The organism is Ruminococcus sp. D54t1_190329_F1, from assembly GCF_015551645.1.
GTDB lineage: Bacteria > Bacillota > Clostridia > Lachnospirales > Lachnospiraceae > Blautia_A > Blautia_A faecis.
Genome location: NZ_JADNDC010000015.1, coordinates 69,233 through 83,526, shown reverse-complemented (window position 1 = coordinate 83,526; position 14,294 = coordinate 69,233). Strand labels below are relative to the sequence as shown.

Genomic DNA, 14,294 nt, shown 5'->3' with positions numbered 1-14,294 from the left:
AGAAAGAATTCAGCAAGAATAAAATTTATCAAAGGAGATCCACTATGAATTTCGGACATTTTGATGACGTCAATAAAGAATATGTTATTACAACACCAGATACCCCGTTGCCATGGATCAATTACCTTGGCTCCCAGGATTTCTTCACACTGATTTCCAACACCTGCGGCGGCTATAGCTTCTATAAAGATGCAAAGCTGCTCCGTATCACTCGTTACCGCTACAATAATATCCCGGTAGATTCCAACGGAAAATACTACTATATCAAAGATGGAGATACCGTATGGAATCCAGGTGCAATGCCAACCCGCACTCCTCTTGATGTTTATGAGTGCCGCCATGGACTTGGCTATAGCCGTTTCCACGGTGAGAAAAACGGCCTGGCAGCTGATCTTCTTGCATTCGTCCCTGTTGACACAGCCTGCGAGATCAACAAACTGACTCTGCGAAACAATTCAGATAAAGCGAAAGAGATTTCGTTATTTTCATATGTAGAGTTCTGCCTCTGGAATGCCGTTGACGACATGACCAACTACCAGCGAAACTTAAGCACCGGTGAAGTTGAGATCATCGGCAGCACCATTTACCATAAGACCGAATACCGCGAACGACGCAATCACTACAGCTTTTTCACTGTAAATACTCCTGTAGACGGTTTTGACACCAGCCGTGATGAGTTCTTAGGACTTGGCCGCGGCAATAATGCTCCAATCGTTGTAGAGGAAGGCAAGAGCCACAATTCTGTTGCCAGCGGATGGTATCCCATTGCCAGCCAGCAGATCAATGTTTCCCTGGCACCTGGTGAAGAAAAAGAATATGTTTTCCTTCTCGGCTATTGTGAAAACCCAAAAGACGACAAATGGGAAGCTTTAAACGTGATCAAAAAAGAGCCTGCTAAGAAGATCATGGAGAAATTCGAAACTTCCGAACAGGTAAATGAAGCTTTCGCCATCCTGAATACTTACTGGGATGATCTTCTCTCCCGCTATCATGTAGAGAGTAAGGATCCTCACGTAAACCGTATGGCAAATATCTGGAACCAGTACCAGTGTATGGTAACCTTTAACATGTCCCGTTCCGCTTCTTACTATGAATCCGGAACCGGCCGTGGAATGGGCTTCCGTGATTCCTGCCAGGATCTTCTTGGATTTGTACATCTGATCCCGGAGCGTGCAAGAGAACGAATCCTTGACATTGCAGCTACCCAGTTCGAAGATGGAAGTGCTTATCATCAGTACCAGCCGCTTACCAAGCAAGGTAACCTGGATATCGGAAGCGGATTTAACGATGACCCGCTGTGGCTGATTGCTGCTGTGGCCGCTTACTTAAAGGAAACTGGAGATTATTCCATTCTGGATGAAATGGTTGCTTTTGACTGCCATATGGAAAAAGCAGCTCCTCTTTTTGAGCATCTTCGCCGTTCCTTCGAATACAGCCGCACCCATCTTGGACCACACAAGCTCCCTCTCATCGGACGTGCTGACTGGAATGACTGTCTGAACCTGAACTGCTTTTCCAATGAACCTGGTGAATCCTTCCAGACCACAGGACCATCTGAGGGACCAGTTGCAGAATCTGTATTTATTGCAGGTATGTATGTAAAATACGGAAATGAGTTTGCAGAGATCTGCAGACGTGTTGGAAAAGAAGAGGACGCTGCTATCGCACAGAAAGCTGTTGAAGAAATGTACCAGGCAGTCCTTGACGCTGGCTGGGATGGAGAATGGTTCCTTCGTGCTTATGACGCCACCTCTCAGAAGGTTGGCTCCCACGAATGCAAAGAGGGGCAGATTTTCATTGAGCCGCAGGGCTTCTGTATCATTGCCGGCATTGGTGTAAAAGAAGGCCTGGCAAAAAAAGCTCTTGATTCTGTAAAAGAGCGCCTGGACACTAAATATGGTATTATGCTTCACCAGCCGGCTTACACCAGATATTACCTGAACCTTGGTGAAATTTCTTCCTACCCTCCGGGATACAAAGAAAATGCCGGAATCTTCTGCCATAACAATCCATGGATTTCCATTGCCGAAACCGTTATCGGAAGAGGAAACCGTGCTTTTGAAATTTATAAAAAGACCTGCCCGTCTTATATTGAAAACATTAGCGAAATCCATCGCACAGAGCCTTATGTCTATTCCCAGATGATCGCAGGACGGGATGCAGCCCGCCATGGCGAAGCGAAAAACAGCTGGCTTACCGGAACAGCTGCATGGACTTTCGTGAACCTCTCCCAGGCAATTCTGGGTGTACAGCCATCCTATGATGGACTTTCCATTGATCCGTGTATTCCGGAGGGCTTCGGTGACTTCACCCTCACCCGCCGCTTCCGCGGTGCCACCTATTACTTCGACGTTAAGAACCCGAATAATGTAGAAAAGGGTGTAGCTTACCTGGAGGTTGATGGCAGGCATGTGGATGGAAATGTGGTACCTGTTGAGGATGGAAAGACAGAGTATCATGTGACAGTGCATATGGAATAAAAATAAATATTACTAATTTTAGCAAGAGCCCCCGGAACCGAAATTCCGAGGGCTCTTGTTTTCCTATCTGTTTTATTTCTCGTAAAGCGGATGAATTTCTTTCTTATACGCATATCGTATAAACACAAAGCAGATCACTCCCGAGAACACCTCTGCAATGGGAAAGGACCACCAGCAGGCTCCAAGGCCACCTGCTTTTGACAGGATAAATGCAGCCGGAAGTAGCACTACCAGCTGACGCAGCACAGACACCGCAAGGCTTAAAAAGCCATGTCCCAATGCCTGAAACACAGAAGATGCAACCACAGAAAATCCTGCGATCAGAAAGCTGAGGCTGATGGTACGAAGTGCCGGGATACCGATTGCCATCATATCGTCAGAGGCGCTGAAAATTCCCAGAAGGCTTCCCGGGAACAGCTGGAATACAGCGAAACCAGCAAGCATAATACATACTCCGTAAATAATACTCAGCTTAATTGCTTTCGTAATACGCTTCGGTTTTCTGGCACCATAGTTGTAAGCAACAATGGGAACCATTCCATTATTCAGTCCAAACACTGGCATAAAAATAAAGCTCTGAAGCTTGAAATACACGCCAAATACCGCCGTTGCAGTGGAAGTAAAGCCCATCAGGATCTTATTCATTCCGAATGTCATAACAGAACCAACAGAAGCCATAATAATAGATGGGAAACCTACGCTGTAAATGCTGCGGATCACATCACCGGAAATCTTATATTTCACAAGAGAAATATGAAGCTCTTTATTCAGCTTCATATTCACGATCACACCTGCAATTGCTGCAATGATCTGGCCGGTAACAGTGGCAAGAGCTGCTCCTGTTACTTCCATTCTTGGAAATCCAAATAAACCAAAAATCATGATTGGATCCAGAATAATATTGATAATAGCGCCAAGAAGCTGTGTTGCCATGGAATAAATCGTTTTCCCTGTAGACTGCAGAAGCTTCTCACAGGTCAGCTGGATAAACAGGCCGAAGGACATAATTCCGATCACTCTGACATAATCCACACCATATTCCATGATCTGCGGATCCGTAGTCTGCACCCTGAAAAAAGCAGGTGCAAAAAATCCACAAACAATTGCAAATCCAATAAAGCTGAAAATCGCAAGATAAATACCGTTATTTGCAGCACTATTGGCATATTCCTGCTTTTTCTCTCCAAGAGAGCGCGACACCAGCGCATTGATACCAACACCAGTACCGGTTCCCACTGCAATCATCAGGTTCTGCACCGGAAACGCAAGTGAAACTGCAGTAAGTGCACTCTCACTTAATCTCGCCACAAACATACTGTCCACAATATTATAAAGTGCCTGGACAAGCATGGAAATCATCATCGGTACAGACATGGTGAGCAGAAGCTTTGCCACTGGCATCACACCCATTTTATTTTCCTGAACTTTTACTTCTTTTTCCAAAAACAATCCCCTCTCTTCTGTAATTAAACCTTTTCGTTTACTGTTCACTCCGTGACCAATAACCCTTTTTTCTGTCGCCCTCTTTTTTAGAGCGTGTTTGAAAAAGACTTTCTGCAAGATGTGCATCACAATTTGCAGGAAATTTTGTCCGGATAGGGGCGTCGCAGCGGGCTACGCAGACCAAATTCAGGCAAAATATACTGCAAAGCAGGGCGTGCAGATTGCGGGAATGATTTTTCAAATATGCTCCAGGCCAGTCCTCTTATTGTATATAAGTACATGCTGAATGTCAATATAAGGGTGGATTTATCTGAGAAATTATGCTATCCTTATTACTGGTTACTGTTCACTCCGTTCACAGTAACGCGCTTCGCGATGCACAGAAATCATGCAAAGCATGATTTCGCGCCGCAATTCTCGGGTTTTCTGTGAACTTTGTTCACAAAAAACACCTCGCGGAACATTACCAGTGAACAGTAACTATTACTGTTCACTGGTAACATTCCGTGAGAAGTAAACTTGACTTTTTCTTAGATTAATATTTTTTTGCAAGGTTCAAAACAGAAAAACCAGATATACACAATATCTTATTTTTATAAAACGGAGGATTTTTCTTATGGAAAGACACAGCTTTGCTATGGAAATCAAAAAAGGGAAAAAAAATGAATACCGCCAGATATTAGGAGAGATCTGGCCAGATCTGACTGCATTTCTGGATCAAGAAAAGGTACATAATTTCAGCATCTGGAACTGTGATTCCCTGATTTTCGGATATTACGAAACAGACGAAAATAATGAATTTTCAGAAGAGAAAAAAGCCAGCATCCAGGCTCTCACCTCCAGAATTGACCACACCTTCACCTGGATTTCCACCCCTGGCGAAAACATGCGTCTGATGTACCACAATTTCGGTGTTGTCCGCGAAAACAAAGAGCTGATCCGCCACAGAATGTTCATAACCAGACTGAAACCTGATTGCGAGGAAGAATATAAGGCAAGACATGACGGACTGGTTGCCGCAAGAGAGGGCAGGATTGACCCGGGTCCTGACAGCAACTTCAGCATCTGGAGCGCAGGCGGATATATTTTCGGCTACGACGAGATCGACACCACTATGGAGACTGAAGAAACACCGGAAGCCCATGAAGCTACCGTTTCCTGGGAAACCCGTCAGCTTGGCATCATGGACTGGATCACCAATGACTGCGACTGGCTCACAGGAACAGTCCACTCTGCAAGTGTAAGACTGGCATGGCATATGGGGAAATAAAATCATAATATGCAAAAACCCTCAATGATTTTCAAAGGTCATTGAGGGTTTTTCTTGCACAGATCATATTTCAATTCTTTTCTGAGAATCTCCAGTTCTTTGTCAGTCCTTATAGTCCTCATTTCCAGATAAACCCGGTCGTCTACAATATGACCAATTACCGGAGTGTCCAGTTTCCGTAAGCGGTCACTGATTTCCTGAGCGGAAAATCCACTTCCATTCAGGCTTCTTATCTGCAATGCAGCTCCAGGCAGTGTTTTTCCAGGTGTAGTACCACCGCCAACAGGATTTCGTGTAGAGGTCACTGCAAGTTCATATTCAGAATCATCAGACAACAGTTCATCCATAAGCCATAATGCATTCCGCTTAAGTTCTTCTGCACTTCGACTCATCATATCATAAACCGGAATCTCTTTCTCCAGCTGACCCTCATCCAGATAAATACTTACTGTCTTATCCAGCGCGGCAGCTGTAAACTTATCGATTCGCAGTGCCCGCATGAGAGGATGCCTGGAAATCTTTTCGATCAAATCTTTACGTCCTGCCAGTATTCCTGCCTGTGGTCCGCCCAGAAGTTTATCGCCACTGAAAGATACAATATCTGCGCCTTTCTTCAAAAGCTCCTGTACGGTCTTTTCAGGCTCGATTCCATAAGAAGCAATATCCACAAGGCTTCCGCTTCCAAGATCCACCAGAAGGGGAATTCCGCGGTTATGTGCTGTTTCTGCAAGTTCCGCAAGCTCTGCTTCATGGGTAAAACCGGTAATCTGATAGTTGCTGGTATGCACTTTCAGAAAAGCAGCTGTATTCTCTGTCACTGCATTTTCGTAATCCTCCAGATAAGTCCGGTTGGTAGTCCCCACTTCCACAAGCATCGTTCCACTCTGGCTGCATACATCCGGAATCCGGAACTTCCCTCCAATCTCCACAAGTTCTCCTCTGGAAACCACGGTTTCTCCTCCAGATGCCAGCGCCGTCAGCATGATCAACACTGCTGCCGCGTTATTATTCACTGCAATGGCAGCCTCAGCCCCAGTCAGTTTACAGAGATTTTCAGCAAAATGATCATATCTGCTTCCTCTCTTCCCATTTTCCAGATTCATTTCCAGATTAGTATATCCGGTCATCAAAGGTATAAGCTCAGACACAAGTCTGTCCCCAAGGGGCGCTCTTCCGAGATTTGTGTGAAGGATCACACCGGTAGCATTGATCACCCGCTGTATCTGCCTCTGGCTTCTGCACGCAAGCAGTCTCTTCATTTCCTGCAAAATGTACTCTGTATAATCTAATGTTGTCTCAGACAAAGCCTTCAAATCAGACAGCTTTACTGGTAAGCCATCCTTCTGGTCTGATAGTCCAGATATATCCAGGAACACAGCTGGCTTTTCTTCCGCCAAAATCTGCTGACGCATGGCATCCCGCAGCTGCTCTTCCACCTTTCTGGCAGCTTCCAGTACTGCACGATACCCATACTGTTCCGTCAGTTCTTTCGTCAGTTCCATTCCCATAAGCCTGTCAATTTTTGGTAGTCTGCGAAACAATTCCTTTCTCCTGTTCAGAAAGCTTTCCTCTTCTTTTTCTTTATGGACTTTCAAAACATGCAGCTTCCTGTCACCTTTATCCATTATTTTTCTGTGCCTCAATCTGCTCCGCCAGATCATTCAGATACACCCAGCGATCCATTTTCTCTTCCAGCTGCTTCTCCGCCGCCTCTTTATCTGCCATGATTTCACGAAGTTTCACGGAATTGGTGGCATTTGCCATCATATCATTCTCCAGCCTGGCAATTTTCTCTTCAAGTCTGGCTATATCCTCATCAATAACAGCATATTCCCGTTCTTCTTTATAAGTAAATTTCAGTTTTTCAGACTTCTGACCCTGCTTCCAGTCTTTTCTGGTAGGTTTTTTCCCTTCATCCTCTGTACTGTTATTTCCGGAAGCTGCTTTATCCGACAAACTGCTGCCGGCCCCGGCACCAATTTCACTGCTTCCAACCCCATATTTCCGCGCTTTCGCCTCCGCATAATCTGTATAACCACCCTCATACTGGGTCAGTTTTCCATTCCCTTCAAAGGCAAAAATGCGATCCACCACGTCATCCAGGAAATAACGGTCGTGAGATACCGTGATCACAATTCCGGAAAATGTAGAAAGATAATCTTCGAGAATGGTCAGTGTAGGAATGTCCAGATCATTACTTGGCTCATCCAGAAGAAGTACGTTTGGCGCCTCCATCAGTACCTTCAGGAGATACAGACGTCTCTTCTCTCCTCCTGACAGCTTGGCTACCGGTGTATACTGCATTGCAGAATCAAAAAGAAAACGCTCCAGCATCATAGAGGCACTGATCTTTCCATCACGGGTAGGAATAAACTCTGCCACATCACGGATATAATCAATCACCCGCTGGTTTCCATCCATGTCCGGCACTTCCTGGGCAAAGTAACCAATCCGGATCGTCTCTCCGATCTCCACGGTACCGGAATCCGGTTCCACCATTCCATCAATAATGCGGATCAAAGTAGATTTTCCGCATCCATTTGGTCCGATAATTCCAAGTCTCTGATTTCTCAGCACAATATAGTCAAAATCATCCAGAATCACCTTATCTCCATAGCTTTTGGAAATGTGATGAAGCTCTACTGTCTTTTTCCCCATTCTGGTCTCCACAGAGTCCATCTGCACATCCGTCTCCTGAACAGGCGCCTTGCCATTTTTTAACGCTTCCAGACGCTCCAGACGGGCCCGCTGCTTGGTGCTTCTTGCACGGCAGCCGCGCTTCGCCCATTCCAGCTCCATACGGAGAATGCTCTGTCTCTTCCTCTCAGAAGCCAGCTCCATCTCTTCTCTTTGTGCTTTTAATTCCAGAAATCCTGAATAATTGGCATCATAGGAATATACCTTTCCATGGCTGATCTCCAGAATTTTATTGGTAACTTTGTCAAGAAAATAACGGTCATGCGTAACCATGATCACAACGCCTTTAAAGCGGTTCAGATAATCCTCCAGCCAGGTTACCATCTCGTTATCCAGATGGTTGGTAGGCTCATCCAGAATCAGCACATCAGAAGGGTTTACCAGAGTTCTGGCCAGTGCGACACGCTTCTTCTGACCACCGGAAAGCTGTTCCACAGGGACATTGTGTTCTGTAATCCCCAGCTTGTTCAAAATATTTCTGGCTTCACTTTCCGTGCTCCAGTCCTTCTGCCATTTCCCATCAGCCACATAGTCCTGTACAATGGCACCTTTTGGAAAATCCGGCATCTGAGGCAGATAAGTGATACGAAGACCATTCTGGGAAATCACCTGTCCCTCATCAGTCTCCTCTTCCCCTGCAATGATTTTCAGCAGAGTACTTTTTCCAGTTCCATTGATTCCAATGATTCCGATTTTATCCCCATCATGGATTCCATAGGAAATATCATCAAAAATCTTTTTATCTCCAAAGATCTTGCTTACATGTTCAATGTTCAGTACATTCATAAAAACCATAACTCCTTTTTCACCATCCACTGGCATTTATTTCAGTATTTTCCGCCTCTGTCAGTTTCTTTTTTTCTCAAAACCATGGATCCAGTCTGATTTCAGATAAAAAATCAAAAACAGAATGGAGCTTAATGACCAGGTCAGCGGATACGCCCAGAATACAGTCTGGATCACCGGATGCAGCTTCACAGCGATGGTTATATAAGTCACACGGATCACGCACCAGCAGCCCAGCATAACAAACATGGGCACCGTAGCTCTTCCCGCTCCGCGCATAAGTCCTGCAATGCAATGGGAAAAGGCAAGCAGAAAATAGAACAGAGTAATGATATGTGCTTCTTTCACTCCAAAAGCAATCACTTTCGGATCATTGTTAAAAGCGGCAATAAATACCGGGCTTGCAAAATACACAATAATTCCCACTATCTCTGCCATCGAAATACTGCAGAGGATACCAATACGGGCTCCTTTTTTTGCCCTGTCATATTTCTTTGCTCCCAGATTCTGACTGATAAATGTGGTCAGTCCCATAGAAAAACAGGTAATAGGCAGAAAACCAAATCCCTCAACCTTGGAATATGCCCCGCATCCAGCAACAGCCAGCTTGCCGAAGCTGTTGATATTAGACTGCACTACCACGTTTGCAATGGCGATCACGGAATTCTGGATGCCGGCAGGAAGACCGTTGGATACGATCTGTTTCAGCATATAGGAGTCCAGGCGAACGTCCCTAAGGGAAACCGTATACTCCTCCGGGCTTTTTTTCATCAGACGGTACAGGCACAAAAATGCGCTCATAAACTGGGAAATCATGGTGGCAAGAGCTGCGCCCTCCACGCCCATTCCAAATCCGCCTACAAAAACCATATCCAGAGCCACATTCAAAAGCGATGAAAAAATCAGGTAATACAATGGATGACGGCTGTCTCCCACTGCCTGCATAATGCCTACAAAATTGTTATAAAGAACCAGTCCCAGGGATCCCAGGGCATATACCTGGAAATACAGGGTGGATTTCGGCAAAATATCTGCCGGTGTTTTCATAAGGATCAGAATTTTTGGTGCAAGCACAACACCGCCAGCTGTAAGAAGTATACCGCACAGAATACCAAAAGCCACCGTGGTATGAATCGCCCTGTGAAGCTCCTTCTTCTGCCTTGCGCCAAAATATCTCGCTATGATAACGCCTGCTCCCATAGCAAGGCCCTGAAAAAATCCTACCAGCAGAAATGTAAGACTGCCGGATGAACTTACCGCAGCCAGTGCATCACTTCCCAGAAAGTTTCCCACGATCAGAGAATCTGCTGTATTGTACAGCTGCTGGAACAGGTTTCCCAGAAAAAGCGGGAACGCAAATCCCATCAGTTTCTTCCAGATAGACCCTTCTGTCAGCAGATTTTTGTTTTGTGAATTATTCATCTTTTTCCCCTCCATCAATCCTTTTTATCGTAACATACCACACCTGCTTTTTCAATCGTAAGTTGCGATGTGCTGTTCACTCTACGCCCTGCAACCGTGTTTCTCTTCACTTCATTCACAGCAACACGTTTCGCGTTACACAAAACTCATGCATCCGCAAGATTTCACGCTCAAATTCTCGTTTTTCTGTGAACTTTGTTCGCAAAAACACCTCGCGGAACATTACCAGTGAACAGTAATGTTGCGGATCAGGTTTTCACAAATCCAATTGCAAACGTCCATATTTCGTGTATAATAAGACATATCATTATAATTATTTTTTCATACTTTTCGTAAATTTAAGGAGGACATATATTTGAAAAATCTGGAAACCATTTGGAGCAAAGCGGCTGCCCTGGGACAGACTCTGAAAGAATATCCTCGTCCGGATATGGTACGCCGTCACTGGATCAATCTGAACGGCATGTGGGACTATCTGATTACTGACAGCCGCATTCTTCCATGGCAATTTTACGAAAGCGAATATTTCCCCTTTGACGGACAGATTTTAGTGCCCTTTTCACCGGAAGCACCTCTTTCCCAGGTAAAGCGCCAGCTTTTGCCTGATGAAACCTTATGGTATTCCCGTACCATCCAGTTGCCAGAGAACTGCCTGGATACAGAAAGTCAGCGGCTTCTTCTGCATTTTGGAGCTGTAGATCAGATCTGCAGTGTGTACATTAACAGAAAGTTCGTCACCTATCACAAGGGAGGCTACCTTCCATTTACCACAGATATTACAGACTTTATTACAGAAGATCTCACAGTCTCTATCCTAATAAGTGTCCATGACTTCAGTGACACCTCCTATCATGCCAGAGGCAAACAGCAGCTGAAACGCGGCGGTATGTTCTATACTGCCCAGAGCGGGATATGGCAGACTGTATGGATGGAGATCGTACCGAACGAATACATAAGAGATGTGCGTGTTACCCCGGATTGGGACAACGGTCTGGTCCGGATGCGAATCCGCGTATCCTCCGCCGCCTTGACCGAAAATGCATCTCCTGCCCATATAAGTCCCACGGCAGCAGATCAGACAGATTCTCAGGGAACTGTTTTGGCTTTTTCACCTGACAGACAGAATTCATCCAATGTGATCTGCAAAGTTTATCCACCTGTTTTTCTTGATGCAGACGGACTTAACGATACATTATGCCAAGATGAAATAACTACCGCCGCAATCCGTCCCGGAAAAGAAGCCACCCTCTCCATCCCGGAAAATATGCAGAAGTCCTGGACTCCCAAAGAGCCATGGCTTTACCCCTATTCCCTGGAATATGGCAAAGACCGGATTCTTGGATATTTCGCACTCCGCAAATGTGACGTACAGATAGCTGACGATGGCTATCCACGCTTTTTCCTGAACGATCAGCCATATTTTCAGAGCGGCGTGCTGGATCAGGGCTACTGGCCCGACGGGCTTTATACAGCACCTTCAGATGAAGCTCTCATCTACGATATTCGTGCAATGAAAGATCTTGGTTTTAATATGCTCCGCAAGCATGGCAAGATTGAAGCAGACCGCTGGTATTTCCACTGTGACCGCATGGGAATGCTGGTATGGCAGGATATGCCTAACGGCGGTTCTTCCTACCATCACTGGTTTGTCACCTATCTGGCCACATTATTAAACTGGATGCGCATTCCAGTAAAAGACCTCCACGCCCGCCTGCTCTCCCGCACAGATGTATTCGGCCGTCAGGAATACATTGACGATATCCGGGATATGGTCAGGACACTGTATAATCATCCTTCCATCGTCACATGGGTACCTTTCAACGAAGGATGGGGACAGTTTTCAACCAAAAAAATCACAGATTTTATTCACCGGCTTGATCCTTCCCGCCTGGTAGATTCTGCCAGTGGATGGTTTGATCAGGGCTGTGGTGATATTAACAGTCTCCATTATTATTTTCTTGGACTTCCAGTACCAGAATCAGACCGCGTACTTGCTTTATCTGAATTTGGAGGTTACTCTCTTCGCCTGCAAGAGCACAGTGCCTGTAAAAATATTTACGGATATAAGAAATTTACCACCAGCGAGGCGCTTACCGACGGCTTCTCCAGGTTGATGGAAAACACTATCGTACCTTCTGTAAAAAAAGGATACTCTGCAACTGTTTTCACGCAGCTTTCTGATATTGAAGAAGAAACCAACGGACTGATCACTTACGATCGTAAAAAGATTAAAATGAATCCGTTGATTGTACAGAAATGGAATACGAAGCTGAAGAAATCTTTACACAACTAACTGTTAAACGCATATTTATCTGATGAAACAAAAAACAGAAGCCATGCAGTCTTTTTCCATATACTGCATAGCTTCTGTTTTGTTTTCTTAAGCGCCAGCTTCAAAATTTATTTCCAGCTGACATTCACGTTTCGCATTTAAATTAGTTATTACTGCTGATTGCATTTATAGCAATTAGTTTGCTGCTTCTTCGTCAGCTGCCGCATCAGTCTCAGCCTCTGCATTTTCCACATTGTCTTCTGTCTTGATCAGAGAAACGAAAAGTGTCTCAGCGATAGGCTGAATGTCATCAGATTTCGGTCCGATCTGAACATTGTACATCATTCCCTCAGCATCCTCCAGGAAAGCGATTCCGTATGTACTTTCAGTCTCGAAGGAAACCGCATAGAGTCCGTTAATGCAAACCTTCTCAACATCTTCATACTCTGTAGCCAGCTCATCAGCCATGGAATGCAGATCATACTCTGTTCCAACATCTGTAGCGGTCACTACCATGTTCACGCCTTCTTCAGAATCTGGATCCTGTGCCTGGAACATAACACCGTCTGCTGCATCTTCATCTGAAATTTCCAGAACATCCCAGTTACTTGGTACATAGAGATCGAAGCCCGGCTCAAAAGATAACCATGTTCCTTCATATGCAGCTTCATCAAGCATGTCCATTGTTAATTCTGTAATCTCATCATCTGCAGTCTCAGTATCTTCTGCTGCATCTGCCTCAGCCCATACAGGAGCAGAAAATCCGGTTACCATTGCTGCGGTACATAACATAGCCATAACTTTTTTCCAGTTTTTCATTTTTCTACCTCACTTTTATCATATTTTGTGATATTATATAGAGGACCTAAAAAGTTTATAATACTTTCTAACGCCTCATCACCTTGAGGTTACTATATCCGATTTATTTTGAAAAAACAATATACATGGGATGAAATGACACTTTCAGTGATATTTTGATGTTACTGTTCACTCCGTTCACAGCAACATGCTTCGCAATGCACAGAAATCATGCATTCGCATGATTTCGCGCCGATGTTCTCGGGTTTTCTGTGAACTTTGTTCACAAAAAACACCTCGTGTAACATTACCAGTGAACAGTAATATTTTAATTTACTGCAGGTTTTCATTCTTTTGGAGGATTTTAGCATTGAACATTGCAATAATTGATGATGTGCAGCAGGATCTTGATGCACTTGCAGAAGCTGCCCGGGAACATTATGACCAAAAACAGATATCTATCCAATTACATACCTTCTCTTCACCTGAAGACTTCTGGAACAGCTATCTTCTCTTCACCTGAAGACTTCTGGAACAGCTATTCTCCCGGCAGTTATGACCTGATTTTTCTTGATATCTACATAAAGCAGGCCAATGGTATGGACCTGGCCGCCCAGCTTCGGGAAAAAGGCGACTCCTGTGCTCTTATTTTTGTTACTAGCAGCGATGCTTTTGCGGTTGCCAGTTACGACGTGCAGGCAGCTTATTATCTTCTGAAGCCTCTTGATACAAACAAGCTCACAAAGGTATTGGACTCCATTCAGATCAAGCGTGCACAGGATACACGATATATAGAGGTGATCTGCGACCGTACCCTTCTACGTGTTCCTGTAAAAACCATTTTGTATGCAGACACCTTTCACAATGCTGTCCAGCTTCACACAGACGCAGGAGTTCTGCGCACATACCTGACTTTCCAGAAATTCGAGGAACTGATTCACGATCTCCCCTGTTTTCTCTCCTGCTACCGCGGCTGTCTTGTGAATATGGACCGCATTTACAAAACACTGGAGGAGGGCTTTCTTCTGGACAACCAGGAAACCGTCCAGATCCGTAAACGGGGAGCTAACGCAATCAAGAAGGAATATCTGAATTATCTTTTCTCATAATACAAAAGTCTGCACAA

12 protein-coding genes are annotated in these 14,294 nt (G+C 44.8%); 6 read left to right on the top strand and 6 right to left on the bottom strand.

All coding sequences use genetic code 11. From position 1 onward, the window contains the following. Positions 1-44 precede the first annotated feature (44 nt). Positions 45-2,480, top strand: coding sequence for a glycosyl transferase (locus tag I2D69_RS08765; RefSeq protein WP_148462813.1), 2,436 nt, complete (start codon positions 45-47; stop codon positions 2,478-2,480). Positions 2,481-2,552: 72 nt separating this feature from the next. Here the strand turns inward: I2D69_RS08765 and I2D69_RS08760 are convergent, their stop codons facing one another. Then, entirely contained in the window at positions 2,553-3,890 is a 1,338-nt protein-coding gene (locus I2D69_RS08760) for an MATE family efflux transporter (protein WP_148462876.1), read from the bottom strand. A gap of 70 nt (positions 3,891-3,960) precedes the next feature. Further along, the gene (locus I2D69_RS20965) at positions 3,961-4,107 is read right to left on the bottom strand and encodes a DUF6783 domain-containing protein (protein WP_313718320.1); all 147 of its coding nucleotides are present in this window, start codon (positions 4,105-4,107) and stop codon (positions 3,961-3,963) included. Between I2D69_RS20965 and I2D69_RS20960 the strand changes: the two genes are divergently transcribed. Next, positions 4,042-4,209 carry a DUF6783 domain-containing protein gene (locus I2D69_RS20960; protein ID WP_313718321.1) on the top strand — a complete coding sequence of 56 codons (168 nt, stop codon included), beginning with the start codon at positions 4,042-4,044 and terminating at the stop codon, positions 4,207-4,209. The two genes, I2D69_RS20965 and I2D69_RS20960, sit on opposite strands and share 66 nt — an antisense overlap. Before the next feature lie 330 nt (positions 4,210-4,539). Continuing rightward, positions 4,540-5,193, top strand: coding sequence for an L-rhamnose mutarotase (locus I2D69_RS08755; RefSeq protein WP_195379757.1), 654 nt, complete (start codon positions 4,540-4,542; stop codon positions 5,191-5,193). A 38-nt stretch (positions 5,194-5,231) separates the two neighbouring features. Here the strand turns inward: I2D69_RS08755 and selA are convergent, their stop codons facing one another. From selA to I2D69_RS08740, 3 genes are read right to left on the bottom strand one after another with little or no spacing between them, the layout of a single operon-like run. Continuing rightward, positions 5,232-6,788, bottom strand: coding sequence for an L-seryl-tRNA(Sec) selenium transferase (selA, locus tag I2D69_RS08750; RefSeq protein WP_195379756.1), 1,557 nt, complete (start codon positions 6,786-6,788; stop codon positions 5,232-5,234). A 22-nt stretch (positions 6,789-6,810) separates the two neighbouring features. Beyond that, positions 6,811-8,676: an ABC-F family ATP-binding cassette domain-containing protein gene (locus I2D69_RS08745; RefSeq protein WP_195379755.1), complete on the bottom strand. Its 1,866-nt coding sequence runs from the start codon at positions 8,674-8,676 to the stop codon at positions 6,811-6,813. Between the two features lie 60 nt (positions 8,677-8,736). Next, complete coding sequence (locus tag I2D69_RS08740) at positions 8,737-10,098, bottom strand: MATE family efflux transporter (protein WP_195379754.1); 1,362 nt, start codon at positions 10,096-10,098, stop codon at positions 8,737-8,739. 355 nt (positions 10,099-10,453) lie between these two features. Here I2D69_RS08740 and I2D69_RS08735 point away from each other — a divergent pair, with 355 nt between their 5' ends. Beyond that, positions 10,454-12,391, top strand: coding sequence for a sugar-binding domain-containing protein (locus I2D69_RS08735; protein ID WP_243243785.1), 1,938 nt, complete (start codon positions 10,454-10,456; stop codon positions 12,389-12,391). Between the two features lie 174 nt (positions 12,392-12,565). Here the strand turns inward: I2D69_RS08735 and I2D69_RS08730 are convergent, their stop codons facing one another. Next, positions 12,566-13,189, bottom strand: a complete 624-nt coding sequence (locus tag I2D69_RS08730; RefSeq protein ID WP_173715489.1) for a hypothetical protein — start codon at positions 13,187-13,189, stop codon at positions 12,566-12,568. 349 nt (positions 13,190-13,538) lie between these two features. On the opposite strand from I2D69_RS08730, the gene I2D69_RS20080 reads away from it, so the two are divergent. Beyond that, a complete protein-coding gene (locus I2D69_RS20080) occupies positions 13,539-13,691 on the top strand; it encodes a hypothetical protein (protein WP_226855019.1) in 153 nt (50 codons plus the stop codon). Next, entirely contained in the window at positions 13,639-14,277 is a 639-nt protein-coding gene (locus tag I2D69_RS08725) for a LytTR family DNA-binding domain-containing protein (protein ID WP_294423235.1), read from the top strand. Before I2D69_RS20080 ends, I2D69_RS08725 begins: the two co-directional genes overlap by 53 nt. Positions 14,278-14,294 lie beyond the last annotated feature (17 nt).